The organism is Mesorhizobium sp. B263B2A, from assembly GCF_020165775.1.
In the GTDB taxonomy this organism is placed as follows: Bacteria; Pseudomonadota; Alphaproteobacteria; order Rhizobiales; family Rhizobiaceae; genus Mesorhizobium; species Mesorhizobium opportunistum.
Window position 1 is genome coordinate 1 of the sequence record NZ_JAIUIU010000029.1, and the last position, 23307, is coordinate 23307.

Annotated in this window: 26 protein-coding genes; 12 read left to right on the plus strand and 14 right to left on the minus strand. The window is 63.5% G+C overall.

Annotated elements, in window-relative coordinates:
- Window positions 1-121: 121 nt before the first annotated feature.
- Window positions 122-820 carry a helix-turn-helix transcriptional regulator gene (locus LB568_RS28970; RefSeq protein WP_224731919.1) on the minus strand — a complete coding sequence of 233 codons (699 nt, stop codon included), beginning with the start codon at window positions 818-820 and terminating at the stop codon, window positions 122-124.
- A gap of 147 nt (window positions 821-967) precedes the next feature.
- Here LB568_RS28970 and LB568_RS28975 point away from each other — a divergent pair, with 147 nt between their 5' ends.
- On the plus strand, window positions 968-1603 hold the full coding sequence (locus tag LB568_RS28975; RefSeq protein ID WP_224731920.1) for a LysE family translocator: 636 nt from the start codon (window positions 968-970) through the stop codon (window positions 1601-1603).
- A 47-nt stretch (window positions 1604-1650) separates the two neighbouring features.
- On the opposite strand, the gene LB568_RS28980 is transcribed toward LB568_RS28975, so the two are convergent.
- From LB568_RS28980 to LB568_RS29015, 8 genes are all read right to left on the minus strand, one after another.
- Window positions 1651-2742 carry a 3-deoxy-7-phosphoheptulonate synthase gene (locus LB568_RS28980; RefSeq protein ID WP_224731921.1) on the minus strand — a complete coding sequence of 364 codons (1092 nt, stop codon included), beginning with the start codon at window positions 2740-2742 and terminating at the stop codon, window positions 1651-1653.
- A 440-nt stretch (window positions 2743-3182) separates the two neighbouring features.
- The gene (locus tag LB568_RS28985) at window positions 3183-3977 is read right to left on the minus strand and encodes an SDR family oxidoreductase (protein ID WP_224731922.1); all 795 of its coding nucleotides are present in this window, start codon (window positions 3975-3977) and stop codon (window positions 3183-3185) included.
- Between the two features lie 31 nt (window positions 3978-4008).
- Complete coding sequence (gene iolG, locus LB568_RS28990; RefSeq protein ID WP_224731923.1) at window positions 4009-5004, minus strand: inositol 2-dehydrogenase; 996 nt, start codon at window positions 5002-5004, stop codon at window positions 4009-4011.
- Window positions 5005-5123: 119 nt separating this feature from the next.
- The gene (locus tag LB568_RS28995; protein ID WP_013891716.1) at window positions 5124-5906 is read right to left on the minus strand and encodes an ATP-binding cassette domain-containing protein; all 783 of its coding nucleotides are present in this window, start codon (window positions 5904-5906) and stop codon (window positions 5124-5126) included.
- A gap of 2 nt (window positions 5907-5908) precedes the next feature.
- Window positions 5909-6985, minus strand: a complete 1077-nt coding sequence (locus tag LB568_RS29000) for an ABC transporter permease (protein WP_023765674.1) — start codon at window positions 6983-6985, stop codon at window positions 5909-5911.
- Between the two features lie 106 nt (window positions 6986-7091).
- Window positions 7092-8033 carry a sugar ABC transporter substrate-binding protein gene (locus LB568_RS29005; protein ID WP_224731924.1) on the minus strand — a complete coding sequence of 314 codons (942 nt, stop codon included), beginning with the start codon at window positions 8031-8033 and terminating at the stop codon, window positions 7092-7094.
- A 408-nt stretch (window positions 8034-8441) separates the two neighbouring features.
- Window positions 8442-9233, minus strand: a complete 792-nt coding sequence (locus LB568_RS29010) for a hypothetical protein (RefSeq protein WP_013891713.1) — start codon at window positions 9231-9233, stop codon at window positions 8442-8444.
- Between the two features lie 64 nt (window positions 9234-9297).
- Window positions 9298-10329 (minus strand): LacI family DNA-binding transcriptional regulator, encoded by a 1032-nt coding sequence (locus LB568_RS29015; RefSeq protein ID WP_224731925.1) that lies wholly within the window; start codon window positions 10327-10329, stop codon window positions 9298-9300.
- A 162-nt stretch (window positions 10330-10491) separates the two neighbouring features.
- Here LB568_RS29015 and LB568_RS29020 point away from each other — a divergent pair, with 162 nt between their 5' ends.
- Genes LB568_RS29020 through LB568_RS29030 form a run of 3 tightly spaced genes read left to right on the plus strand, consistent with a single transcriptional unit; the run spans window position 10492 to window position 13158 of the window.
- Window positions 10492-11583 (plus strand): fatty acid desaturase family protein, encoded by a 1092-nt coding sequence (locus LB568_RS29020; RefSeq protein WP_224731926.1) that lies wholly within the window; start codon window positions 10492-10494, stop codon window positions 11581-11583.
- A 25-nt stretch (window positions 11584-11608) separates the two neighbouring features.
- A complete protein-coding gene (locus LB568_RS29025) occupies window positions 11609-11923 on the plus strand; it encodes a MocE family 2Fe-2S type ferredoxin (RefSeq protein ID WP_224731927.1) in 315 nt (104 codons plus the stop codon).
- Window positions 11923-13158 carry an NAD(P)/FAD-dependent oxidoreductase gene (locus LB568_RS29030; RefSeq protein WP_224731928.1) on the plus strand — a complete coding sequence of 412 codons (1236 nt, stop codon included), beginning with the start codon at window positions 11923-11925 and terminating at the stop codon, window positions 13156-13158. The genes LB568_RS29025 and LB568_RS29030 overlap by 1 nt, the downstream gene beginning before the upstream one ends.
- Window positions 13159-13273: 115 nt before the next feature.
- Here LB568_RS29030 and LB568_RS29035 read toward each other — a convergent pair whose 3' ends face one another.
- The 5 genes from LB568_RS29035 to hslV all read right to left on the minus strand — a co-directional run bounded on the left by LB568_RS29035 (window position 13274) and on the right by hslV (window position 17469).
- Window positions 13274-14233, minus strand: coding sequence for a DUF1402 family protein (locus LB568_RS29035; RefSeq protein WP_224731929.1), 960 nt, complete (start codon window positions 14231-14233; stop codon window positions 13274-13276).
- 254 nt (window positions 14234-14487) lie between these two features.
- A complete protein-coding gene (hslU, locus tag LB568_RS29040; RefSeq protein ID WP_224731930.1) occupies window positions 14488-15798 on the minus strand; it encodes an ATP-dependent protease ATPase subunit HslU in 1311 nt (436 codons plus the stop codon).
- A gap of 4 nt (window positions 15799-15802) precedes the next feature.
- Window positions 15803-16402 (minus strand): DUF2585 domain-containing protein, encoded by a 600-nt coding sequence (locus LB568_RS29045; RefSeq protein ID WP_224731931.1) that lies wholly within the window; start codon window positions 16400-16402, stop codon window positions 15803-15805.
- A gap of 4 nt (window positions 16403-16406) precedes the next feature.
- Window positions 16407-16928: a GNAT family N-acetyltransferase gene (locus LB568_RS29050; protein WP_224731932.1), complete on the minus strand. Its 522-nt coding sequence runs from the start codon at window positions 16926-16928 to the stop codon at window positions 16407-16409.
- Complete coding sequence (gene hslV, locus LB568_RS29055) at window positions 16918-17469, minus strand: ATP-dependent protease subunit HslV (RefSeq protein WP_019862614.1); 552 nt, start codon at window positions 17467-17469, stop codon at window positions 16918-16920. The genes LB568_RS29050 and hslV overlap by 11 nt, the downstream gene beginning before the upstream one ends.
- 227 nt (window positions 17470-17696) lie before the next feature.
- Between hslV and hisB the strand changes: the two genes are divergently transcribed.
- The 8 genes from hisB to coaA all read left to right on the plus strand — a co-directional run bounded on the left by hisB (window position 17697) and on the right by coaA (window position 23277).
- Window positions 17697-18296, plus strand: a complete 600-nt coding sequence (gene hisB, locus LB568_RS29060; RefSeq protein WP_224731933.1) for an imidazoleglycerol-phosphate dehydratase HisB — start codon at window positions 17697-17699, stop codon at window positions 18294-18296.
- A gap of 4 nt (window positions 18297-18300) precedes the next feature.
- Window positions 18301-18777 (plus strand): DUF2628 domain-containing protein, encoded by a 477-nt coding sequence (locus LB568_RS29065; RefSeq protein WP_224731934.1) that lies wholly within the window; start codon window positions 18301-18303, stop codon window positions 18775-18777.
- A gap of 1 nt (window position 18778) precedes the next feature.
- On the plus strand, window positions 18779-19429 hold the full coding sequence (hisH, locus tag LB568_RS29070) for an imidazole glycerol phosphate synthase subunit HisH (protein WP_224731935.1): 651 nt from the start codon (window positions 18779-18781) through the stop codon (window positions 19427-19429).
- 58 nt (window positions 19430-19487) lie between these two features.
- The gene (hisA, locus tag LB568_RS29075; RefSeq protein ID WP_013891700.1) at window positions 19488-20237 is read left to right on the plus strand and encodes a 1-(5-phosphoribosyl)-5-[(5-phosphoribosylamino)methylideneamino]imidazole-4-carboxamide isomerase; all 750 of its coding nucleotides are present in this window, start codon (window positions 19488-19490) and stop codon (window positions 20235-20237) included.
- On the plus strand, window positions 20234-21070 hold the full coding sequence (locus LB568_RS29080; RefSeq protein ID WP_140574089.1) for an arginase family protein: 837 nt from the start codon (window positions 20234-20236) through the stop codon (window positions 21068-21070). Before hisA ends, LB568_RS29080 begins: the two co-directional genes overlap by 4 nt.
- Window positions 21070-21861 carry an imidazole glycerol phosphate synthase subunit HisF gene (gene hisF / locus LB568_RS29085; protein ID WP_224731936.1) on the plus strand — a complete coding sequence of 264 codons (792 nt, stop codon included), beginning with the start codon at window positions 21070-21072 and terminating at the stop codon, window positions 21859-21861. Before LB568_RS29080 ends, hisF begins: the two co-directional genes overlap by 1 nt.
- A 108-nt stretch (window positions 21862-21969) precedes the next feature.
- Complete coding sequence (locus LB568_RS29090; RefSeq protein ID WP_224689481.1) at window positions 21970-22293, plus strand: phosphoribosyl-ATP diphosphatase; 324 nt, start codon at window positions 21970-21972, stop codon at window positions 22291-22293.
- A gap of 24 nt (window positions 22294-22317) precedes the next feature.
- Window positions 22318-23277, plus strand: a complete 960-nt coding sequence (gene coaA / locus LB568_RS29095) for a type I pantothenate kinase (protein WP_224731937.1) — start codon at window positions 22318-22320, stop codon at window positions 23275-23277.
- Window positions 23278-23307: the final 30 nt, after the last annotated feature.

Genomic DNA, 23307 nt, shown 5'->3' on the forward strand with positions numbered 1-23307 from the left:
GGCGACGGATGAGGGGTGTTCCAGGGAACGCCAGCGTCTCATTCCGCTGGAACACCCCTCAACCGTCTCGGCGCTAACGCGCCGATCCACCTTCTCCCACAAGGGGAGAAGGGAAATCGCGTCAGCTGCCAACCGCCGCATTCGCCTCCCAGCCGTTGACCCAGACCTGCCGCAAGCGGTCGCCTTCGCCCTTGAAGCGTAGCCCGGTCGGCTGGCAATCCGCGATGCGGTCGCTACGGAAATTGCGGATCGCCTGGCGCAGCTCGCACCAGGCGACGATGTTGGCGGTTTCGGCGTAATAGATGAGCGCGATCGGCCGGACGAGGCGCTCGGAGGCGCGGCCCATCTCGTCGCGGTAGGAAAGGTCGAGCTTCTCCTCGTCGCGGATGGCGCGACGCACCAGCGCCAGATTGATCGTGCCGGCCGAGGGCGCGGCGAACCCCCAGGCATGCAGCGCGTTGGCGTCGAGCGTCTGCCGCAAAGGCGGCGGCACCGCACCGGCGATCTTGGCGCCGACACGCTTGGCCGCCTGCTTGAGCTCGTCGTCTCCCGTGCGCTCCAGCAGCGCCAGCGACAGGACGATCGCCTCCATCTCCTCGATCGAAAACATCAGCGGCGGCAGGTCGAAGCCGGGACGCAATATATAACCGATGCCGCGTCCGCCCTCGATCGGCACGCGCATCGCCTGCAGCGCTGCAATGTCGCGGTAGATGGAACGCACAGTCACTTCCAGCTGCGCGGCGATCGTTGCCGCCGTCACCGGCTGCCTTGCCAGCCGCAGGATCTGGATGATCTCGAACAGCCGCGACGCCTTGCGCATTTTCTCACCCACTCCGATCGCAACTGACACACCATCGTCAGTTGGGTTGACCTATAGGACTGCCTATCGGCTTGAAAATCAACAAATTCTTCTGCGGCACGCTGGCAGGAGGCGACGGGCAACTGACATGAATTATGCGGAAAATCCATGAATTATGCGGAAAATCTTTGGCTCTTCTTTATCCTCCTGTTCGGCATCATCGCCGTTCCGGGCATGGACATGCTGTTCGTGCTGGCCAATGCGCTGACCGGCGGACGCGACCGAGGTCTTGCAGCAACCGGCGGCATCATGGTCGGCGGCATGGTGCACACGCTGAACGGCGCGATCGGCGTCGGCCTGCTCATGCATTTCGTGCCGATCCTGTTCACGCCGCTGCTGATTGCCGGCGCCGCCTACATGGCCTTCATCGGCATCACGCTGATGCGCAGTTCGATCACCGTCGGTGATGGCGGGCCCGCCGGCAGCCGCTCCGCATGGAAGGCGTTTCGCCAGGGTTTCGCAACCTGCCTGATCAACCCGAAGGCCTACCTCTTCGTGCTGGCCGTCTACCCGCAATTCCTGAAGCCGGATTATGGTCCGATCTGGATGCAGGCGACCATCATGGGCCTGATGACGGTCCTGACCCAGGCCGCGATCTATGGCGGGCTCGCAATATCAGCCGGCCGCAGCCGCAAGCTTCTGATCGCCAATCCGTGGGCGACCGTTCTCGCCGGCCGGGCGGCCGGCTTGCTGTTGTTTGCGGTCTCGGTGTTCACCGCGTGGGAAGGGCTGAGGACGGCGTGATCCCCAGCTAAATCGGGAACCGCCGCCCTGCCTTGTGCCCGGCCAGATTAAGCAGCGCCCGGCCGGCTCTCCATCATGGCGCGGCGTGCCGACCGGCGCCATTCGACGGCGCCTGCAAGGCCGTGCAGCACGGTCTCGGTGGTTGCCCAGTCGATGCAGCCATCGGTGATGCTCTGGCCGTAGACGAGCGGCTTGCCTGCCACCACGTCCTGCCGGCCGGCGACGAGATTGCTCTCGATCATGACGCCGACGATGCGCTCGTCGCCCGCCGCCACCTGCCCCGCCACATCCGCTGCCACCTTGGGCTGGTTCTCCGGCTTCTTCGAGCTGTTGGCGTGGCTGACATCGATCATCAGCTTGGGTGCGACGCCGATGCGGGCGAGTTCCACGCTAGCCGCCTCGACGCTCGCCGCGTCATAGTTGGGCTGAACGCCGCCACGCAGGATGACATGGCAGTCCTCATTGCCGGTGGTGGTCGCAATGCCGCTGCGGCCGCCCTTGGTCACCGCCATGAAATGATGCGGCTGGGCGGCGGATTTCACCGCCTCGGCGGCGATCCTGAGATTGCCGTCGGTGCCGTTCTTGAAACCGACCGGGCAGGAGAGGCCCGATGCCAGTTCGCGGTGGATCTGGCTCTCGGTCGTGCGCGCGCCGATCGCGCCCCAGGCGACGAGGTCGGCAATGTATTGCGGGGTGGTCATGTCGAGGAATTCGGTTGCCGCCGGCAGGCCGAGATTGTTGACGGCGGAAAGCACATTGCGCGCCATCCGCAGCCCCTTGTCGATGTTGAAGCTGCCGTCGAGGTCCGGATCGTTGATCAGGCCCTTCCAGCCGACCGTCGTGCGTGGCTTTTCGAAATAGACCCGCATCACGATCTCCAGCCGGTCGGACAGGGCCTCGCGCAGCGCCGCCAGACGGCTGGCATAGTCGACCGCAGCGACCGGATCGTGGATCGAACAGGGGCCGACGACGACGAGCAGCCGGTCGTCGGTCCCGTTCAGGATGGCATGGATGGCGTTTCGTGACGCGCTGACGGTGCGCGTCGCCGTCAGCGTGCGCGGGATCTCCCGCATCACCTGGTCGGGTGTGCTCAGTTCGCGGATTTCCTTGACCCGAAGGTCGTCTGTGGTGGTCAACACGGCTTTCTGCTCCTTTTCTGGGAACCTGCCGGCTGAAACAAAAAAGCCGCCAGGTCTGGCGGCTGTTCGGATATTGTTGCTGCAATCTTCAGATCGAGCGCAATCCTCCCGCCGCCAGCGAGCTGCTAAAGTACCAATAGGTGGCGGTCAGGTGGATCATGCGGCTCATATAGTCGAAGCCGGGACGTTTGTCACGTGCCGTAGATGAGTTGGCGAAATCGCTGGCGAGAGCGCCCCTCTCCCCGTCACTATACGGGGAGAGGATGCCGGCAGGCAGGTGAGGGGCGGCGCGTGCGTCAACGGATAGGACGGGGGCGAAAAGCACCGGCTTCAATCGAACCATGTAACTATCAAAGTCGGCGCTGCCCCTCATTGCCCTGCCGGGCATTTCTCCCCGTATAGTGACGGGGAGAAAGGGGGCCGGCCGCGGCGCTGGCTCGTTACTCCGGCGACGCCCCCGCGACGCTCTGGTCGTAATCGACCAGCGATCCGGTCATGACACCGGACTGCGGGCTGACCATGTAGCTGATCAGGCGGGCAAGCTGGTCGGGCTTCACCAGCTGGCCCATCGGCTGCGTAGCTTCGGCCTTCGCCAGCCAATCATCCGGCGCGTCGTGCCATTTCTTCTGCACGATGTCCTCGCCCTCGGTGTCCATCCAGCCGGGCAGCACGGCGTTGCAGCGGATACGGTTGAAGCGGTAGGCGTTGGCGACGTTCTTGGTCAGCGTCATCAGCGCGCCCTTGCTGGTCGAATAGGGCGTCAGGAACGATTGGCCGGTATGCGCCGACATCGACAGCACGTTGACGATCGAGCCAGGCGCCTTCTTCTCCAGGAGATGCGCCACCACGCCCTGCATCAGGAAAAACGGGCCGCGCACATTGGTGTCGAAGATCGTGTCGAACAGCTCTTCCGAGGTTTCGACCAGCGAGCCCCGTGCGGACGTGGCGGCGGCGTTGACCAGCGCGTTGATGGTGCCGAAATGCGAGAGCGCGGCGGCGACCGCGCGCTTGCAGTCGGCCACTTTCGAAACGTCGGCACTGATGAAGATCGCGTCGACGCCTGACTTCTTGAGCGCGGCGACCGCCTTGTCGCCCTTCTCCTGCGAGCGGCCGATAAGCGCCAGCGCCCGGCAGCCTTCGTCGGCCAGTGCCGTGGCGACGGCAAAGCCGATGCCTTGCGCCCCGCCGGTGACGATGGCGCGTGTGTTCGAATTGCGATCGGCTGATGCGCTCATCGCTTTGCTCCTGTGGCTTGGGTCCGGGTTCTTACTTGTCGAGGCGAACGGTCTTGCCTGATGTCGCCGACTTCAGCGCCGCATCGGCGAGCTTCAGCGCCACCAGCCCGTCCGCGCCGCTCGGCGACGCCTTCTTGCCCGAGGTCGCGGCGGCAATGAACGCGGCAATCTCGATGGCATAGGCGTCGAGATAGCGGGTCATGAAGAAGTCGTGCAGCGGCGGGCGCGTATAGCCCTTCTCATTGGCCAGTTCGATCGACACCGGCCGCTGGTTCTCGGCGGCCACCATGCCTTTCGAGCCATGCACCTCGATGCGCTGGTCGTAGCCATAGGTGGCGCGGCGCGAGTTGGAGATGACGGCCTGCTTGCCGGAAGCGGTTTCGAGGATGACGCTGACCGAGTCGAAGTCGCCGGCCTCGCCGATCTTCTTGTCCACAAGCACCGAGGCATGGGCGCTCACGGCAACTGGCTCCTCGTTGAGCAGGAAGCGCGCCATGTCGAAATCATGGATGGTCATGTCGCGAAAAATGCCACCCGAGCGCTTGATGTAATCGATCGGCGGCGAGCCCGGATCGCGGGAGGTGATGGTGACCATCTCGACGGTGCCGACGGCGCCATCATCGATCGCCTTGCGCACAGCCGCGAAATGCGGGTCGAAACGCCGGTTGAAACCGACCATCAGCGTCGCCTTGGCCTTGTCGACTACGGCCAGGCATTTCTCGACGCGCTTGACGTCGAGGTCGATCGGCTTCTCGCAGAAGATCGCCTTGCCGGCCTTGGCGAAGCGCTCGATCAGATCGGCATGGGTGTCGGTCGGCGTGCAGATGACGACGGCGTCGATATCACCGGCTTTCTCGATGGCATCGATGCTGCGCACCTCGGCGCCATAGGCGCTCGCCAGCTCGGTCGCCGCCTTCTCGAAGGCATCGGCGACGGCCACCAGTTTGGCCTGCGGGTTGGAGCCGACGGCGCGGGCATGGACCTTGCCGATGCGGCCGGCACCGAGGAGGGCGAAACGAACAGTCATGGATATTTCCTCTAGGGGGATGGGGTTCGAGAATTGTGTCTCCACCTTCCCGTCGGGAAAAGGTGGCAAGTTGTTTGCGAGCGCTGCGGATCGTCCCGAAACCGGGTGACCACCCTGTTTTAGGCCGCGAGTTCCGCCTCTCCGGTCTTGGCGCCGGTGATGTAGGAGACGATGTCCTGCCCGTCCGTGTTCTCCTTGCGCAGATTGGCGACGATGCGGCCGCGCCGGAAGACGACGATGCGGTCGCAGAGGTCGAACACCTGGCGCATGTTGTGGCTGATCAGGATCAGCGGCTCGCCATTGTCCTTCAGCGTGCGGATGATGTTTTCGACCTGTGCGGTCTCCTGCACGCCGAGAGCCGCCGTCGGCTCGTCCATGATGATCAGCTTGGAGGCGAAGGTCGCGGTCCGGGCGATCGCCACGCATTGCCGCTGGCCGCCCGACATATGGCGGATGGTGTTGGACAGATTGGGGATCTTCACCGCGGTGCGGATCAGCGCAGCTTCGGTCGCCTTGCGCATGTATTTGCGGTCGAGGATCGAGAACGGCCCGAGGTTGAACAGCACCTTTTCGCGGCCGAGGAACAGGTTCGACGGCACGTCGAGGTCGTCGGCCAGCGCCAGGTTCTGGAACACGGTCTCGATGCCCGCCGTGCGAGCCTCGATCGGCCCGGCAAAATTCACTTCCTTGCCATCGAACCAGACCTGGCCGCTGGTGCGCTGTTCGACGGCGGTTATCTGGCGCACGAAGGTCGACTTGCCGGCGCCGTTGTCTCCCATGATGGCGACATGCTCGCCTTTGCGCAGCTCGAAATTGGCGCCTTCCAGCGCATGCACGCCGCCATAGCGCTTGGTCAGGTTTTCGGTCTTCAGGACGATGTCTGTCGTGGAGATATCTGGCATGGTCAAGCCCTCAATGCCCGCATACGCTGGCGCCATTGGTCGAGAACGACGGCGCCGACGATGATCACGCCCTTGACCATCTCCTGGTAATAGGCGTCGAGGCGCAGGAAGGTGAAGCCGGAGATGATGACGCCGAAGATCAGCGAGCCGATCACCGTGCCGATGATCGAGCCGCGGCCGCCCGACAGCGAGACGCCGCCGATGACCGCCATGGCGATGGCGTCGAGCTCGTACATCACGCCCATGCCGGACTGCGCGGTGAGGTTCTTGGAAGAAAGCACCACGGCGGCGAGCGCGGCGAGAATGCCGGCGATGACGTAGACCAGGATCTTGTGGTTGGCGATCTTGATGCCGGACATGCGCGCAGCGTCCTCGTTGGAACCGATCGCGTAACAATGCTTGCCATACCTGGTGTAGGTCATGATCAGCTGGAACAGGATAGCCAGCGACAGGAAGATGATGACCGGCATCAAGCCCTTGCCGATCGCCGCGAAACTTTCGGTGGGAAACGAGATCGGCTGGCCCTTGGACCACCATTTGGCGATGCCGCGCGCGGTGACCATCATGCCGAGCGTGGCGATGAACGGCGGAATGCGCGTGTAGGCGATCAGCGCGCCGTTGACCAGGCCGGCGAACAGGCCGCAGCCGATCGCCACCAGCACCGGCACGATGACCGGGAGGTCGGTCCAGCCTTGCGCCAGGAACATCGCCTTGGGATTGGGGTTGCCGTTGACCGTCGCCACCTGGGCGAAGCTCATGGCGATCATGGCGGTCGCGCCGACGATCGAACCCGAGGACAGGTCGATGCCGCCGGTGATGATCACTTGCGTCACGCCGATGGCGATGATGCCGACGATCGACACCTGCAGGATAATGATCTGCAGGCGTGCCTCGTTGAAGAGACCGCCGACGTCGCTGCGGGTGTTGAACAGGAAACTGTCGCCGAGAAAGATACGGCCGATCAGTTCGAAGATGACGACCAGGATGACGAGCGCCAGGAAGACGTTGAATTCGGCCGGCCAGTTGCGCTTCTTCGCGTCATAGCTGACCCCGCCGACGCCGTGAGATGTCTGTGCCAATCTTCTATCCTCCATCAGCCACGGTCGTCCTCGGCACCCGAAGGCGCCCGGGGGAAGAGGAGCGGCGCTGTCTTTGCGCGAGAGCGCCGCTCCGTGGATCCGTTGCTCAGTTCTTCTTCAGGAACTTGTCGATGTTGGCCGGCGTCACCAGCTGGAAGGGCACGTAGACCTTGTGCTCGACCTTCTCGCCCTTGGCGAGCTTCAGTGCCGCATCCAGCGCACCGGCGCCTTGGCCGGCCGCGTCCTGGAACACGGTCGCGTCGAGGTCGCCGGCCTGCATGGCCGCCAGCGCATCCTGGGTGGCATCGACGCCTCCGACAACGACCGACTTCATGTCGATGTTGGCGGCCTTCATCGCCTGGATGGCGCCGATGGCGCTTTCGTCATTGTTGGCGATGACGCCGTCGAACGGCTTGCCGGTCGACAGCCAGTTGGTCATCAGGTTCTGCGCTTCGTCGCGGTTCCAGTTCGACGTCTGCTTGTCGATGATCTTGATGAAGCTGCAGTCCGGCGTGGCGATGACCTCTTCGATGTCTTTGGTGCGCTGCACGGCGGCCTGGTTGGAAAGCTCGCCCATGATGACATAGACATTGGCTTCCTTCTTGCCGGTTTCCTTGAACAGGCGGCAGACTTCCTTGGTTTCGAGCGTGCCGGAATCGGCCTCGTTCGAGGCGACGAAGGCCTGGTTGTCCGGCAGCGTGTTCACATTGACCGGCTCGCGGTTGACGTAAACCAGCGGGATCTTGGCCGCCGCGGCGGCGTCCGACATGGCCTGCGTGGCCGAGGTGTCGACCGGGTTGACGATGATGGCGTCGACGCCCGAAGCGGCGAAGTTCTTGATCTGGTCGAGCTGCTTGGCAACGTCGTTCTGCGCGTCTTCGACCTGCAGTTCGACGCCGCTCATGCCCTTGGCCTGCTCGATCATGCCGTTGCGCAGCACGGTCAGGAAATTGTCGTCGAACTTGGCCATCGACACGCCGATCTTGGCGGCAAAAGCCGATGAACTCATCAGCGCCGCGAAGGCGACGCCCAAAAGCAGTTTCTTCATTGTAATCTCTCCTCCACTCTTGGTGTCCGGTTGCACCGATCTATCCGGAATCCCCGATCTCCCCGGGGAATCTCTCCCTGATGTCATTCCGTTCCGTGAGGCTCCCGCATCGGCTGGAATGCCAAACCGTCTGTTTGAAACAGATATTCCGGAACGAAAGAACCAAAATACACAGCTAGTGAAATATTTATTCCATTTCACATCAGGGCGTCAAGGGCCATTCCAAAACCGGATGCGCGATTTTGAGGTCGAGGCGCACAGGCCGCGATGAGCCGGCGGAGAGCGAACGCCGATTACGCCGGCGATGCGGATTAGCCGGACGCTCGGCTGCGGCCAGCGAGTAGGCCAGTGAGTAGGCCAGCGAGTAGGCATGAGCGTTTTGAGGGAAGCTTGCCGTTGGGCCAGCGTTCAGAAATGCCAGATGCCTCTTTGCAGCAAGAGGTCCAGCGGCCCCCGCCAGACTCTGTATGCGGCCGCCTGCTTGCGCAGTTGTGCGGCGTCGAGATTGCCATTGGCCTCGAAGAAAGCGTCGATCCGCCTTCGGGCGAACAGCTTTCTTCCCCGGGTGTTGTAATTGCGGATAGGCAGCCGGTGTCGGCGGATTTTCCGCCCGTCGTTTGACAGCGCCACGCCGATACAGAACTGTTCCGTGGTATGGGCTCTCACGACGCCGATCATTTGTTCCATGGCATGGTAGGCCTCGGTCAGCGCCGGTATGTTGGCGTTGTGAACGCCCAGGACGCCGCTGTTCCACATAGGCTCGCGCCCGGTCAGCCTGTGGTTTCCGAGCAGAAATCCCTTGTCTTCGATTTCGCGGTAGGCAGGCTTGGGCGTTCCTTCGCATTTTCTCATGGTTGAAAGCGATGAGGAAATGCCATCGAAGCAATGCGAGATATCGCCGGTCGGATACATGTCCGTATCCATGAAGAACAGGCGTTCGCATCGCCTCAACATCTCGATAATGCCGGCTGCCTTGATGCCAAATAGATACCGGTTGCCAAAAGACATCTCGGCTTTTGTGTCGGGGGTGAGTTCGATGGTTTCGATGGAGTAGCCGTCGAAAACGGACGGCCTGTCGGTCAGGACGGTAATCTTGGCGCCCGGGCAATAGTGCTGCAGTCGAAGAGCGCTGAAGAGCGCCCCCCGAGCATAAAGCTCATCCTTGCCGAACGCGATGTACCCAAACCTGTCCTCGCCCATCAGCGGTCTATATTGACGGCCGGATTCGGCGTCAACTCAACCGGCGATGCCTGCAAAGGCAGCGCTAGATATTTTCGGGCAGGTAGATCTCGAACGGCAGGAAGGTCTGGCCCGGCGCGTTCGCCGCGCCGGCCTCGATGGCATGCGCCATGAGATCGACCAGTTCGCGGCAAAGGGCGGCCAGCGGCGTCGAGATCACCATCGTCAGCACACCGTCGGCCAGGGCCGAGCGCGAGACCGCCGTGATCTCGTTGCAGACGACAGCCGGCATCTCGGCCGGCCTGGCTTGCCGCAGCGCCGCGACCGCGCCTTCCATGCCGCCGCCGGCGACGTAGCAGCCGACGAGATCGGGGTGGCGGTGGAGAAGCTCGAGCAGCGTGTCCTGCGTGATCTGGTTGGCTTCGAGATTGACCAGCGTTTCAAGCAGCGTGAATTCCTGCGCCTGTTCGCGGAAGAAGGAGCGAAAGCCGATCTCGCGCAGCTCGTGCCCGTGGAAGCGATGGCTGCCGACGAACAGCGCGACCTTGCCCGGCCGTTTCGCCGCCTTCGAGATCATCCAGGCCGCGGTGCGGCCGACCTTGCGGTTGTCGAGGCCGACATAGCCCTCGCGAATGCCGGCCGCGAAGTCGGATAGCAGCGAGAAGACCGGCAATCCCCTGGCCTTCATCTCCTCGACCGCGACTGTCAGCGTCGGGTGGTCCGGCCCGACGAGGGCGATAGCGCTGCATCTGGCCGCCAGCCTGTGCGTGCGCTCGACGATCTCGTCCGGCGTCAGTGAACTGGTGAAGTCGATGATCGCGACGCCGCGGAAGCGCTGCGATTGCGATACGGCGAGTTCGAGCTGCCGCGCGAACTCCGAGTAGAAAACGTCATTGCCTCGCAAAAGCAGGAAGCCGAGCCGGTATTCGGGCAGTTCATGGCGCATGCGCTGCTTGATCAGGCCGGCCGCGTGATAGCCGATCTCGGTCGCGGTCTCATAGACGCGGCGCGCGGTTTCCTCGCGCACCGGCAGGCGGTTGTTGAGCACGCGGTCCACCGTGGCGACGCTGACGCCGGAAATGCGCGCCAGATCGGTGATGGTCGGCCGTTTCGCCATGATCGCCTCGTTCGATTGCCGAATAATGATACATCACTCTGATAGGAAATGATAGAAACTATCTTTGTGACATTGAGTCTATCATGACTCGGCGGTATTTTCAGGCTCGAAGATTGGAATGTTCGGCATTCGCCTGGCCAATGCCTTGCCGAGGAGGCAACCATGACCACAGCGCCGTCCCGGCGTGACTACAGCCTGATCGGCCGCGACGCCAAGCTCGCCGTGGAGAACGGCCTGTCGGCGGCCGAGTGGTATCACACCGACATTCCGCGCAAGCAGATGAAGGAGCTGATGCAGCGCTCCGACGGTCCGGCGATCCGCGATACCGCGATCTGGATTGCAGCGCTCGTCGTCAGCGGCGCCGGCGGCGCCTGGTTCTGGGGCAGCTGGTGGTGCGTGCCGTTCTTCTTCGTCTATGGCGTGCTCTACGGCTCCTCGACCGATTCACGCTGGCACGAATGCGGCCACGGCACGGCCTTCCGCACGCAGTGGATGAACGACGTCGTCTACCAGATCGCCTGCTTCATGATCATGCGCAATCCGGTGACCTGGCGCTGGAGCCACACGCGCCACCACACCGACACCATCATCGTCGGCCGCGACCCGGAAATCTCCGTCATGCGGCCACCGGACCTGGTGCGCGCCATCCTCGGCTTTGTCGGCGTGCTCGATGCCTGGCATGCGATGTCAGACATGCTGCGCAACGCCGCCGGCAACATCAGCGCCGCCGAAAAGACCTTCATTCCTGAGCAGGAACAGGGCAAGGCGATCCGCATTGCCCGCGTCTGGACCGCCATCTATGCCGCGACCATCGCGCTGGCGCTCTATTCCGGCTCGTTCCTGCCCTTGATGCTGGTCGGCCTGCCCAGGCTCTATGGCGCCTGGCACCATGTCATGGTCGGCCTGCTGCAGCATGGCGGCCTGGCCGACAACGTCACCGACCATAGGCTGAACAGCCGCACCGTGTACATGAACCCGATCAGCCGCTTCATCTACTGGAACATGAACTATCATGTGGAGCATCACATGTTCCCGATGGTGCCCTACCATGCGCTGCCGAAGCTGCATGCGCTGATCAAGCACGATTTGCCGGCGCCGACGCCGTCGATCCTGGCCGGCTACCGCGAGATGATACCGGTCTTCCTGCGCCAGCTGCGCAACGAGGATTATTTCCTCAAGCGCGAACTGCCGCCGACCGCCAGGCCGTATCGCGAGGAATTCCACAGCGATGCCGTCGCCGCCGCGGCGGAATGACAATGCGATTTTTGGGGAGGAACAAATGAGCGACTGGGTCGAGGCCTGCGCCGCCGGCGATATCGACGAAGAGGATGTAGTGCGCTTCGACCATGGCGGCCGCACCTTCGCCATCTACCGCTCGCCGGATGACGAGTACTTCGCCACCGACGGGCTCTGCTCGCATGAGAAGGTGCATCTCGCCGACGGGCTGGTGATGGACGACATCATCGAATGCCCCAAGCACAATGGCCGCTTCAACTACAAGACGGGTGCGGCCAGGGGCGCGCCGGTCTGCGTCAACTTGAAAACCTATCCGGTCAAGGTCGACGCCGGCAAAGTCCTGGTTCAGGTCGGGTGATGGATATGGCGCGCGGAATGGTCATCATCGGCGCCGGCGAATGCGGCGGGCGGGCAGCGCTCGCGCTGCGCGATCTCGGCTATGACGGGCCGGTGACGCTGGTCGGCGACGAACCGCATCTGCCCTATGAAAGGCCGCCTTTGTCCAAGGACGCGATGGCCAGCGACGCGCCGGAAATCAAGGCGATCGCCAGCGACGAGATGCTGGCTGAAAAGTCGATCCGGCATATCCATTCCGTCCAGGCCGTGGCGATCGATCGCGCGGCACATGCGGTGCGCCTGTCGGATGGCTCGGTGCTGCCCTACGACAAGCTTCTGCTGGCCACCGGCTCGATCCCGCGCAAGCTGCCGATGCCCGGCCTTGGCGCGCGCTGCGTCTATCTCAGAACCTTCGCCGATGCGCTGGCCATCCGCGCCCATCTCAGCGCCGGCAACCGCATCGCCGTCATCGGCGGCGGCTTCATCGGCCTGGAACTCGCCGCCGCGGCTCGCAAGCTCGGCGCCTCGGTCACCGTCATCGAGGCGCAGCCGCGCATCCTGATGCGCGGCGTGCCGGCCGAGATCGCCGAAATCATCCATCAGGCGCACAGTGCCGAAGGCGTCGACATACTCTGCGGCGACGGCATTGCGTCGATTGCGGACGACGGCAGGCAAGTTCGCATCGCCCTTGCCGGCGGACATCAGGTATCGGCCGATCTCGCCATCATCGGCATCGGTGCCATGCCGGTGACCGCGCTGGCCGCCGAAGCCGGCCTGGCGATCGAAAACGGCATTGCAGTGGACGAGCAACTGCGCAGCAGCGATGCCGACATCTTTGCCGCCGGCGACTGCTGTTCGTTCCCGCTCGCCGTCTATGGCGGCCGTCGCGTGCGGCTGGAAGCCTGGCGCAACGCCCAGGAACAGGGCGCGCTGGCGGCCAGAAACATGCTGGGCGCCAGCGAGGCGCATGCGGCGGTGCCATGGTTCTGGTCGGATCAGTATGGCCTGTCGCTGCAGATCGCCGGGCTCTCGGACGAAGGCCGGAGCACGGTGCGCCGCGATCTCGGCGAAGGCGCCTTCATCCTGTTCCATTTGGCTGAGGACGGCAGGCTGGTGGCGGCGAGCGGCATCGGCCCCGGCAATGCGGTCGCCCGCGACATCAGGCTGGCCGAAATGCTGATCGGCAAACGGGCAAAGCCCGCGCCGGAAGCGCTGGGATCGCAGGACGTCAAGCTGAAGTCGTTGCTGGCGGCGTAGCGAGACTGGCCACCCTCCCCCTTGTGGGGAGGGTCGCTGCGAAGCAGCGGGGTGAGGGGCGGCACCGACCCCCACCCGGACCTTCGGTCCGACCTCCCCACAAGGGGGGCGCGCCCTAAAACAGCGCCTTCAGCTCCGACAATTTGTCGTTGACCAGCCAGCCGTAATAATTCTCTTCCGGCAGTTTCGCCGGTTCACCGGCGGCGCGGCGCTTGTCGTTTTCGGCCTTCAGCGCATAGGCACGCTGCTCCGGATTGCCGACATTGTAGAGCGTGGCGGTCAGTCCCGGATTGCCCGAAATGTCGAAGCCGGCAATGCTCTTGTAGGCGTCGATCGATTTCCGGATCGTCGCCGCCACGTAAGGCAGTGTCAGGTCCGGATCCATGATGGTCTTGTAGACCCCATTGGGATCGCCGACGTCGAGCTCCGGCAGTCCGGACACCTTGTGCACGAGATCGCTCATCTGCAGGGCTGTCAGCGGGTTCAGCTGGCCGAGCCCGAAAGTCTGGCCGGCATAGTAGGGCTGGAAGAAGGTGGCGCCGAAACGATCGTTGGGGAAGCTTGTCCCGCCAACGGTCTTGCCGCGAAAGGAGCGGTTCCACACCTGCTCGCGGCATTCCCACAAATCGTAGCTGTCCGACATTCCGGCGCATTTCCTGAATTCCGGCCGCTGCACGAAATCGGTGATGTCCTCGCCGTCATAGGCGAAGGACAGCTTGCTGGAGAGGTAGGAGATCGCCTTGACATAGTAGGTCTGCAGCCGGTCGTAGGCGTCGACATTGTAGGTGTGCTCGCCGACGATGGCGCCGACGATGTGCATCGGATCGATGCCGTAGGCGGAAGCTGCCTTCTTGATCTTGGCGCGCAGGTCGGCGTCATTCTGCAGCAAAGCGTAGACCTTGCGGTATTTCGCCTGGAAGGTGGTGTTGGTCGCCTGCGTGCGCCGGCTCGAGGCGCCCGGAATGTCGGGCTGCTCGGCATTGCGGTTTCCCGGCGGCACCAATGTCGCCGCCTGCGCGGCGAACAGCGTCGCCGCCAGCGTCAGGCCGAGAAGGACCAGGATGAGTTTTTTCATGCGCCGCCGCTGCCCAGGCAATTCCAGGAAAGTGTGAAACGGTTTTCCGTCCGGAATTGCGTCAAACCAAGAGATCGAGAATTGCCCAAGAGATCGAGAATTGCCGCGCAAACTAGGTAAAGCTCTTGGTCGAGTCGAGAGCGCCCCTGCACACGGCAAGACGAAAGGTGGCCAGATGGTACCATCTGGCCACACATGATGCTTTTGCCGGGACGTGTTGCCTGAACCGGCGCCGGATGAACCGGCGCCGCCTTTTAAAGGATGAATCGCGACAAATCCGTGTTTCGCGAGAGATCGCCGACATGCTTTTCGACATAGGCGGCGTCGATGGTGACCGATGTGCCATTGCGGTCCGGCGCGTCGTAGGAAATCTCGTCCAGCACCCGCTCCATCACCGTCTGCAACCGCCGGGCGCCGATATTCTCGACGCTGGCATTGAGGTCGACGGCAATGCCGGCGAGCGAATCGATGGCATCGTCGGTGAAGGTCAGGTCGACGCCCTCGGTCTTCATCAGCGCGATATATTGCTTGATCAGGCTCGCTTCCGTCTCGGTCAGGATGCGGACGAAATCCTCCTTCTCCAGCGCGCGCAGCTCGACGCGGATCGGCAGGCGGCCCTGCAGCTCCGGCAAAAGGTCGGACGGCTTCGAGACGTGGAACGCGCCGGAAGCGATGAACAGGATGTGATCCGTCTTCAACGGCCCGTATTTGGTCGCCACCGTGGTGCCCTCGACCAGTGGCAGCAGGTCCCGCTGCACGCCTTCGCGCGAAGGTCCGCCGGAAATATCGGATCTCGCCGCGATCTTGTCGATCTCGTCGAGGAAGACGATGCCGTCATTTTCCGCGGCATCGAGCGCCCGGCGCACAACCTCGTCCTGGTCGAGCAGCTTGTCCGACTCGTCGTTGACCAGGAGGTCGTATGATTCCTTCACCGTCGTCTTGCGCAATTTGGTCTTCTTGCCGCCCATCGCCTTCGACAGCATGTCGTTGATGTTGAGCACGCCGATATTGGCGCCCGGCATGCCGGGGATCTCGAAGCCGGGCATGCCGCCAGTGCCGGTGTCGGCCACCTCTATCTCGATCTCCTTGTCGTCGAGTTCGCCGTCGCGCAGCTTCTTGCGGAAACTGTCGCGCGTGGCCGGGCTGGCCGTCTTGCCGACCAGCGCTTCCAGCACGCGTTCCTCGGCGTTGACGTGGGCGCGCGCCTTGACGTCCTCGCGCATCTTCTCGCGCACCAGGCCGATGGCGATCTCGACCAGGTCGCGGATGATCTGCTCGACATCGCGGCCGACATAGCCGACTTCGGTGAACTTGGTGGCTTCGACCTTGACGAAGGGCGCCCCGGCCAGCCGCGCCAGGCGGCGCGAGATCTCGGTCTTGCCGACGCCGGTCGGCCCGATCATCAGGATGTTCTTCGGCATCACCTCTTCGCGCATCTGGCCTTCCAGCTGCTGGCGGCGCCAGCGGTTGCGCAAGGCGATGGCCACGGCGCGCTTGGCATCCTTCTGGCCGATGATGAAGCGGTCGAGTTCCGAAACGATTTCGCGGGGTGAGAAGGTGCTCATATCACTAAATTCCACTTTGCCACTGCTTGATGGCCTCGAACGGATGCAGCAGCATGATCACGTTGAGTGTCAGATTGTCCCGGATGAGATAGCCGGTGCCCAGTTCGAAGAGGACGGCGAGGCTGACGATCACCCATATAGGTAGCTTTCGCGCCATCACAAATCCCAGCACCATGGCCAGTGTGTCGGACACCGAATTGATGATGCTGTCGCCATAATAGTCGAGCGAGATGGTGCCCGCGCGGTACCGCTCGATGATGAACGGGCTGTTCTCGAGCAGCTCCCAGCCGCCCTCGATGAAGACGGCGAAAGCCAGCCTCAGGCCGATCGGCGAACGCGGGAACAGGAACTGGGCCAGCGCATAGAACAGGAAGCCGTGGATGATGTGCGAGAAGGTGTACCAGTCCGAAATATGCTGGGAGTTCTCCGAACTGTTCACCACGCCATGCCAGAGCTTGACGTAGCCGCAGGTGCAGATCGGCGGATGGCCCATTCCGTAGAGGGCGCCGGCCTGGAAGATGAGCAGCCCAAGGACGAGCAGGAAACCGATGCGCCAGCTGTCTTCGTAGGCCGAGTAGCGCTCGTCAACGCCGGGTGTGCTCATTTGATTATTCCCCCTCTTGTTCATCGTCGGCATCGATCGCCATCAGCACGGCGTCGCCATAGACCGATTGCCTGCGATCAATGGCCCGGAATCCGGCTTTTTCATAGGCCCGGATGGCCCTGAGATTGGCCGGATCGGGGTCGATGATGACGCGTGGCACACCTTCCTCGAACAATTGCTCGACGAACTGGCGCACGATCGCCGAGCCATGGCCGATGCCTACCAGCTCCGGCCGGCCGATAGACACGTCGATGCCGAGCGTGCCGAACGGCTGGTCGGCATAGGGATGATCGTCTTCCAGATGCGGGTCGTAACTCTGCAGATAGGCGATCGGCAAACCGTCGAGTTCGACGATCAGCGGCTCGACGGAAATACTGTCGATGTGCTCGCGGATCTCGGCGATTTCGGTCTCCGGATCGTCCCACCATTGCGCGACATGCGGCTCGGCGAGCCAGCCGGCGATCATCGGCAGGTCTTTCTCCGTCACCGGCCGAAAATCATAGAGCACGCCTGGTTCAGGCGGCATCGAGCGTTTCGACGACGAAATTGTTGTTGGTGTAGACGCAGATGTCGGATGCGATCTGCATCGCCTTGCGGGCGATCTCCTCGGCATCCTTGTCGGTGTCCATCAGCGCGCGTGCGGCGGCCAGTGCATAATTGCCGCCCGAACCAATGGCCATGACGCCATGTTCGGGTTCGAGCACGTCGCCGGTGCCGGTCAGTGCCAGCGAGACCGACTTGTCGGCAACCAGCATCATGGCCTCCAGCCGGCGCAGATAGCGGTCGGTGCGCCAGTCCTTGGCAAGCTCGACGCAGGCGCGCGTCAGCTGGTCGGGATATTGTTCGAGCTTGGCTTCCAGCCGCTCCAGCAGGGTGAAGGCGTCGGCGGTGGCGCCGGCGAAACCGGCAATCACATTGCCGCCCTTGCCGATACGGCGGACTTTGCGGGCATTGCCCTTCATGATGGTCTGGCCAAGGCTGACCTGGCCGTCGCCGGCGATCACCACCTTGTTGCCCTTGCGCACCGTCACGATGGTCGTGGCGTGCATGGTCAGATTGTCAGACATTTTTAGCTCCCATTCGCGCGATCCCAAAAGGCGATTGGCACGGTACGAGTGATTTTATCGGCCATATGTATGCACGGGACCAATGATTGCAAACGGCTGGATAGCGGCGGGGATGGCAACTGGCAATCGCCGGATCATGCTGATAGAAGGCTTTCGTTTTCAAGCCCGCGAGCGCTTGAGGCCCGTGAACCGGTCACCATGTGAACCAATGGGACAAGGATACAGCAATGGCGCCCCGTTCCGCCGAAGCCAACCGCAAGACCAGGGAAACCGACATCTCGGTGTCGGTCCAAGTCGACGGTTCGGGAAAATCCGAGATCGCCACCGGCGTCGGCTTCTTCGACCATATGCTCGACCAGCTTGCCCGCCATTCCCTGATCGACATGACGGTCAAGGCCAAGGGCGACCTGCACATCGACGATCACCACACGGTCGAGGATACCGGCATCGCGCTTGGCCAAGCCTTGACCAAGGCGCTGGGCGAACGGCGCGGCATCATGCGCTATGCCTCGATCGACCTCGCCATGGACGAGACGCTGACGCGCGCGGCGATCGACGTCTCCGGCCGCCCCTTCCTGGTCTGGAACGTTTCGTTCTCGTCGCCGAAGATCGGCACCTTCGATACCGAACTGGTGCGTGAATTCTTCCAGGCGCTGGCGCAGAACGCCGGCATCACGCTGCATGTCACCAACCACTATGGCGCCAACAACCATCATATCGCCGAGACCTGCTTCAAGGCGGTGGCGCGCGCGCTGCGCGCCGCACTGGAACGCGATCCGCGCCAGCCGGACGCGGTTCCCTCCACCAAGGGATCTTTGAAGGGATAGCGTCATGGCCAGCTATGTCGTGATGGAACCACCCGGCCGCAGCGAGAGAGCCGGCGCAACGGTCTTTGTCCGTGACGGCTTCACCTGGCTTGGCCTGCTGGTGCCGCCACTATGGTTCGCCTGGCATCGGCTGTGGATCGAGGCGGCGCTGACCTTCGTCGTCATGGGCCTGCTTTCGATGCTTGGTGAGAAGCTCGGCCTTGGCCTTGCCGGCTCGCTGCTGTCGCTGCTGGTCTCGCTCTATGTCGGCCTGGAAGGGCAGGGGCTGCGCATCGCTGCGCTCCGCCGCCGCGGCTGGCACGAATGGGGCGTGGTCCAGGCCGGCTGGCTGGATGATGCCGACATCCGCTATACGCTGGAGGCCGAGGCGCATGCGGAAGAAGCCGCACCTGCGCCGCGCATGGTCCCGGATGCCGCCTTGGCGCGCCCGGCGCAGCCGGGCATGGCGCTGGGACTGACCCACATTCCGGGACGGCGCTGACATGCGGGTGGCAATCATCGATTATGGTTCGGGCAATCTGCGCTCAGCCACCAAGGCATTCGAGCGCGCCGCGCGCGAAGCCGGCATCGATGCGCAGATCGACCTGACGGCCGATGCCGAGCGGGTACGCACCGCCGACCGCATCGTCCTGCCCGGCGTCGGCGCCTATGCCGACTGCGCGGCCGGCTTGCGCGCCGTCGACGGCATGTGGGAAGCGGTCGAGGACGTCGCCATCGCCAAGGGCCGTCCTTTCCTCGGCATCTGCGTCGGCATGCAGCTGATGTCGCAGCGCGGTCTCGAAAAGACCATCACCAACGGCTTTGGCTGGATTGCCGGCGACGTCAAGGAGATCACGCCGGCCGATCCGGCGCTGAAGATCCCACAGATCGGCTGGAACACGATCGAACTGAGGCGACAGCACCCGCTGTTTTCAGGCATTCCCACCGGGCCAGAAGGGTTGCACGCCTATTTCGTCCATTCCTACCATCTCGATGCGCGCAAGGCGGACGAGGTCCTGGCGGTCGCCGACTATGGCGGCCCGGTGACGGCCGCCGTTGCCCGAGACAATCTCGCCGGCACGCAGTTCCATCCCGAGAAGAGCCAGGCGCTCGGCCTGGCGCTGATCACCAACTTCCTGCGCTGGAGGCCCTGACGAGCATGAGCAAACTTGCCGCCTCATCAGGTCATTTCGTCATCGTCGAGGCGCCTAGATGATCCTTTTTCCTGCCATCGACCTCAAGGACGGCAAATGCGTGCGCCTGAAGCACGGCGATATGGCCACCGCGACCATCTACAACGATGATCCGGCCGCACAGGCGCGAGCCTTCGAGGAACAAGGCTTCGAGTGGCTGCACGTCGTCGACCTCAACGGCGCCTTCAAGGGCCAGAGCGTCAACAGTGCCGCCGTCGGCGCCATTCTCAAGGCGACGAAGAACCCGGTACAGCTTGGCGGCGGCATCCGCACACTGGAGCAGATCGAGGATTGGCTCGCCCGCGGCCTCGCCCGCGTCATCCTTGGCACGGTGGCCGTGCGCGATCCCGATCTGGTCAGGCAGGCCTGCAAGGCTTTCCCGGGCAAGGTCGCCGTCGGCATCGACGCCAAGGGCGGCAAGGTCGCCGTCGAAGGCTGGGCCGAGGCGTCGAGCCTCGGCGTCATCGAGCTGGCCAGGAAATTCGAAGGCGCCGGCGTCGCCGCCATCATCTACACCGACATCGACCGCGACGGCGTGCTGACCGGCATCAACTGGGACGCCACCATCGACCTCGCCGAGGCGGTTTCGATCCCGGTCATCGCTTCGGGTGGCCTCGCCTCGATCGCCGACATCGTACGCATGACCATGCCGGACGCGCAAAAACTGGAAGGCGCCATTTCGGGCCGCGCGCTCTATGACGGCCGCATCGATCCGACCGAGGCGCTGGCGATCCTGCGGGGCAAGCCGGCAATGGAGGCGCGGTCGTGAAGCTCACCATCATCCTGGCCTCCTATGACAGCGGCCATTATCATGGCGGCATGGGCCAGGGCCCCGATGCGCTGATCGCAGGCGGCCTCGTCGACGCCCTGACCATGGCCGGCCACGACGTGACCGTGGAGGATATCGGCAGGGTCGGCGATGCCCAGGAACGCGAGATCGCCACCGGCTTTGCCGTCTGCAATGCCGTCTCAGGCGAGGTTCGCATTGCCATCGACAGGGGCCGGTTCCCCATTGTGCTGGCCGGAAATTGCCTGACATCAGCCGGTGCGGTCGCGGGCGAGGGCGCCGATGCGATCATCTGGGCAGACCAGCATGGCGATCTCAACACGCCCGAGACATCCACATACGGCTTTCTCGACGGCATGGCGCTGGCGACGGTGCTCGGCCTGTGCTGGCGTCCGATGGCGGGCGCCATTCCGGGCTTCAAGCCGATCGATCCCTCGCGCTGCGTGCTCGTCAACGCGCGCGATCTCGATCCGGACGAGGAAAAACTTGTCGAGACGCTGCCGATCATCCGCACGGAATGCCCCGGCGTGGCACAAGCGACGGCAAAGCTGAAGGCTGCCGGCGCCGAACGCGTGCACATGCATCTCGATCTCGACGTGCACGATCCCGAGGAACTGCAGGCCAACCGCTACGTTACCCCCGGCGGGCCGGACCCGGAACAATTGCGCGACGCGGCTTGCGCCATCGCGCTTGCCGTGCCGATCGTCGGCATCACCGTTTCCGCTTACGATCCGGCCTTCGACGCCCAGGCCGACGTGCCGCCGCTGGTCGGCCAGCTGCTCAACGACCTTATCGCCACGATAGAGGGCCGCTGATGCTGAAAGCCCGCGTCATCCCTTGCCTCGACGTCAAGAACGGCCGTGTCGTCAAGGGCGTCAACTTCGTCGATCTCATCGATGCCGGCGATCCGGTCGAGGCGGCCAAGGCCTATGACGCGGCCGGCGCCGACGAGCTTTGTTTTCTCGACATCACCGCTTCGTCGGACAATCGCGAGACCATCTTCGATGTCGTTGCGCGCACCGCCGAGCAATGCTTCATGCCGTTGACCGTCGGCGGCGGCGTGCGCCAGGTCGCCGACATCCGGAAATTGCTGCTGGCCGGCGCCGACAAGGTGTCGATCAACACGGCAGCGGTGACGAACCCGGATTTCGTCGCCGAAGCCGCCGACAAGTTCGGCAATCAATGCATTGTCGTCGCCATCGATGCCAAGAAAGTGTCGGGCACCGGCGAAGCCGACCGTTGGGAGATCTTCACCCATGGCGGACGCGAGCAGACCGGCATCGACGCGGTCGAATTCGCCCGAAAAATGGTCGATCGCGGCGCCGGCGAGATCCTTTTGACCTCGATGGACCGCGACGGCACCAAGGCCGGCTACGACATCGCGCTCACCCGCGCGGTCGCCGACGCGGTGCGCGCCCCGGTTGTCGCTTCGGGCGGCGTCGGCACGCTCGATCACATGGTCGAAGGCATCCGCGACGGCCATGCCGGCGCGGTGCTGGCGGCCTCGATCTTCCATTTCGGCACCTACACCATAGCCCAGGCCAAGGCACATATGGCCGCGGCCGGGCTGCCGATCCGGCTGGACTCCTCGGGCGATCGGTCCTAGAGCAATTCGGAATTGCGTAAAAACAAAGAGATAGAGCGGTTCGCCGTTTCCGTGAAACGGTGAAATGCTCTAGAGGCTTTCCGGCTAAGAAAAGGGGCCTCAGGCGCCATGGCTGAATTTTCGCTGTCCGACCTGGAAAAAATCCTCCACGAGCGCGCCCATTCCGGTGACCCCGACTCGTGGACGGCGAAACTGTTCGCCCGTGGCATCGACAAGGCGGCGCAGAAGCTCGGCGAAGAGGCGGTCGAGACGGTGATCGCCGCCGTCAAGGGCGACAAGCAGGGCCTCGTTTCCGAAAGTGCCGATCTTATATATCATTGGCTCGTCGTTCTCGGCCTCTCGGGTGTTCCGTTGAGCGACGTGCTCAAGGAGCTTGAAGGCCGCACCGGGCGTTCGGGCATCGCCGAGAAGGCGTCACGGCCCAAGGGCTGACCGCGAGGAAGGGCAGGTATCTCGATGGATCAGCTCGCGCCGACCGAGAAATATTCCCCGTTTCGTTTCTTCTCCGCCGAGCAATGGTCGCAATTCCGCGCCGACACGCCGCTGACGCTGAGCGAGGACGAGTTCCGGCGCCTGCGTTCGCTGAACGACCCGGTCGACCTCGCGGAGGTCTCGCGCATCTATCTGTCGCTGTCGCGGCTGCTGTCCGCCCATGTCGAGGCGAGCCAGCTCTTGTTCCGGCAGCGCCAGGCCTTTTTCAACGCTGTCGATGTCGTCAAGACGCCGTTCATCATCGGCATTGCCGGCTCCGTCGCGGTCGGCAAATCGACCACGGCGCGCGTGTTGAAGGAGCTTCTGGCCCGCTGGCCGTCGAGCCCCAAGGTCGACCTCATCACCACCGACGGTTTTCTGCTGCCCAACGAGGTGCTGCGCCGCGAAAACCTGATGGAACGCAAGGGCTTCCCCGACAGCTACGATGTCGGCGCGCTGCTGCGCTTCCTCTCCGGCATCAAGTCGGCGCTGCCCGATGTCCGCGCGCCTGTTTATTCGCACCTGACCTATGACGTCGTTCCCGGCGAGTTCGTCACCATCGACCGGCCGGATATCCTGATCTTCGAAGGCATCAACGTGCTGCAGCCGGGCAAGCTGCCGCAGGACGGCAAGATCGTGCCCTTCCTGTCGGACTTCTTCGACTTCGCCATCTACATCGACGCCGACGAGAAGCTGATCCGCGAGTGGTATATTTCCCGCTTCATGCGGCTGCGCGAGACCGCTTTCCGCAATCCGGACTCCTTCTTCCACCGCTATTCCCAGCTCTCGGAGGATTCGGCGCGGGCCATCGCCGAAGGCCTGTGGACCAACATCAACCTGAAGAATTTGCGCGAGAACATCCTGCCGACGCGTGCCCGCGCCGACCTCATCCTGCGCAAGGGCGCCGACCACCTGGTCGAGGAAGTGGCGTTGCGCAAACTGTAGCTGGCGGTGGCCGCAAGGCTGGAACGCATG

What these genes read in the sequence shown, in the direction of transcription:
- LB568_RS29020 (WP_224731926.1), top strand. Translation starts at nt 10,492, where the DNA reads ATGACCACAGCGCCGTCCCGGCGTGACTACAGCCTGATCGGCCGCGAC.
- LB568_RS28970 (WP_224731919.1), bottom strand. Translation starts at nt 820, where the DNA reads ATGCGCAAGGCGTCGCGGCTGTTCGAGATCATCCAGATCCTGCGGCTG.
- LB568_RS29030 (WP_224731928.1), top strand. Translation starts at nt 11,923, where the DNA reads ATGGATATGGCGCGCGGAATGGTCATCATCGGCGCCGGCGAATGCGGC.
- LB568_RS29005 (WP_224731924.1), bottom strand. Translation starts at nt 8,033, where the DNA reads ATGAAGAAACTGCTTTTGGGCGTCGCCTTCGCGGCGCTGATGAGTTCA.
- LB568_RS29065 (WP_224731934.1), top strand. Translation starts at nt 18,301, where the DNA reads ATGGCCAGCTATGTCGTGATGGAACCACCCGGCCGCAGCGAGAGAGCC.
- iolG (WP_224731923.1), bottom strand. Translation starts at nt 5,004, where the DNA reads ATGACTGTTCGTTTCGCCCTCCTCGGTGCCGGCCGCATCGGCAAGGTC.
- hslU (WP_224731930.1), bottom strand. Translation starts at nt 15,798, where the DNA reads ATGAGCACCTTCTCACCCCGCGAAATCGTTTCGGAACTCGACCGCTTC.
- LB568_RS29010 (WP_013891713.1), bottom strand. Translation starts at nt 9,233, where the DNA reads ATGGGCGAGGACAGGTTTGGGTACATCGCGTTCGGCAAGGATGAGCTT.
- coaA (WP_224731937.1), top strand. Translation starts at nt 22,318, where the DNA reads ATGGATCAGCTCGCGCCGACCGAGAAATATTCCCCGTTTCGTTTCTTC.
- LB568_RS28975 (WP_224731920.1), top strand. Translation starts at nt 968, where the DNA reads ATGAATTATGCGGAAAATCTTTGGCTCTTCTTTATCCTCCTGTTCGGC.
- hisB (WP_224731933.1), top strand. Translation starts at nt 17,697, where the DNA reads ATGGCGCCCCGTTCCGCCGAAGCCAACCGCAAGACCAGGGAAACCGAC.
- LB568_RS29015 (WP_224731925.1), bottom strand. Translation starts at nt 10,329, where the DNA reads ATGGCGAAACGGCCGACCATCACCGATCTGGCGCGCATTTCCGGCGTC.
- LB568_RS28995 (WP_013891716.1), bottom strand. Translation starts at nt 5,906, where the DNA reads ATGCCAGATATCTCCACGACAGACATCGTCCTGAAGACCGAAAACCTG.
- LB568_RS29090 (WP_224689481.1), top strand. Translation starts at nt 21,970, where the DNA reads ATGGCTGAATTTTCGCTGTCCGACCTGGAAAAAATCCTCCACGAGCGC.
- hisA (WP_013891700.1), top strand. Translation starts at nt 19,488, where the DNA reads ATGATCCTTTTTCCTGCCATCGACCTCAAGGACGGCAAATGCGTGCGC.
- hisF (WP_224731936.1), top strand. Translation starts at nt 21,070, where the DNA reads ATGCTGAAAGCCCGCGTCATCCCTTGCCTCGACGTCAAGAACGGCCGT.
- LB568_RS29050 (WP_224731932.1), bottom strand. Translation starts at nt 16,928, where the DNA reads ATGCCGCCTGAACCAGGCGTGCTCTATGATTTTCGGCCGGTGACGGAG.
- LB568_RS29035 (WP_224731929.1), bottom strand. Translation starts at nt 14,233, where the DNA reads ATGAAAAAACTCATCCTGGTCCTTCTCGGCCTGACGCTGGCGGCGACG.
- hslV (WP_019862614.1), bottom strand. Translation starts at nt 17,469, where the DNA reads ATGTCTGACAATCTGACCATGCACGCCACGACCATCGTGACGGTGCGC.
- LB568_RS29045 (WP_224731931.1), bottom strand. Translation starts at nt 16,402, where the DNA reads ATGAGCACACCCGGCGTTGACGAGCGCTACTCGGCCTACGAAGACAGC.
- LB568_RS28985 (WP_224731922.1), bottom strand. Translation starts at nt 3,977, where the DNA reads ATGAGCGCATCAGCCGATCGCAATTCGAACACACGCGCCATCGTCACC.
- hisH (WP_224731935.1), top strand. Translation starts at nt 18,779, where the DNA reads ATGCGGGTGGCAATCATCGATTATGGTTCGGGCAATCTGCGCTCAGCC.
- LB568_RS29025 (WP_224731927.1), top strand. Translation starts at nt 11,609, where the DNA reads ATGAGCGACTGGGTCGAGGCCTGCGCCGCCGGCGATATCGACGAAGAG.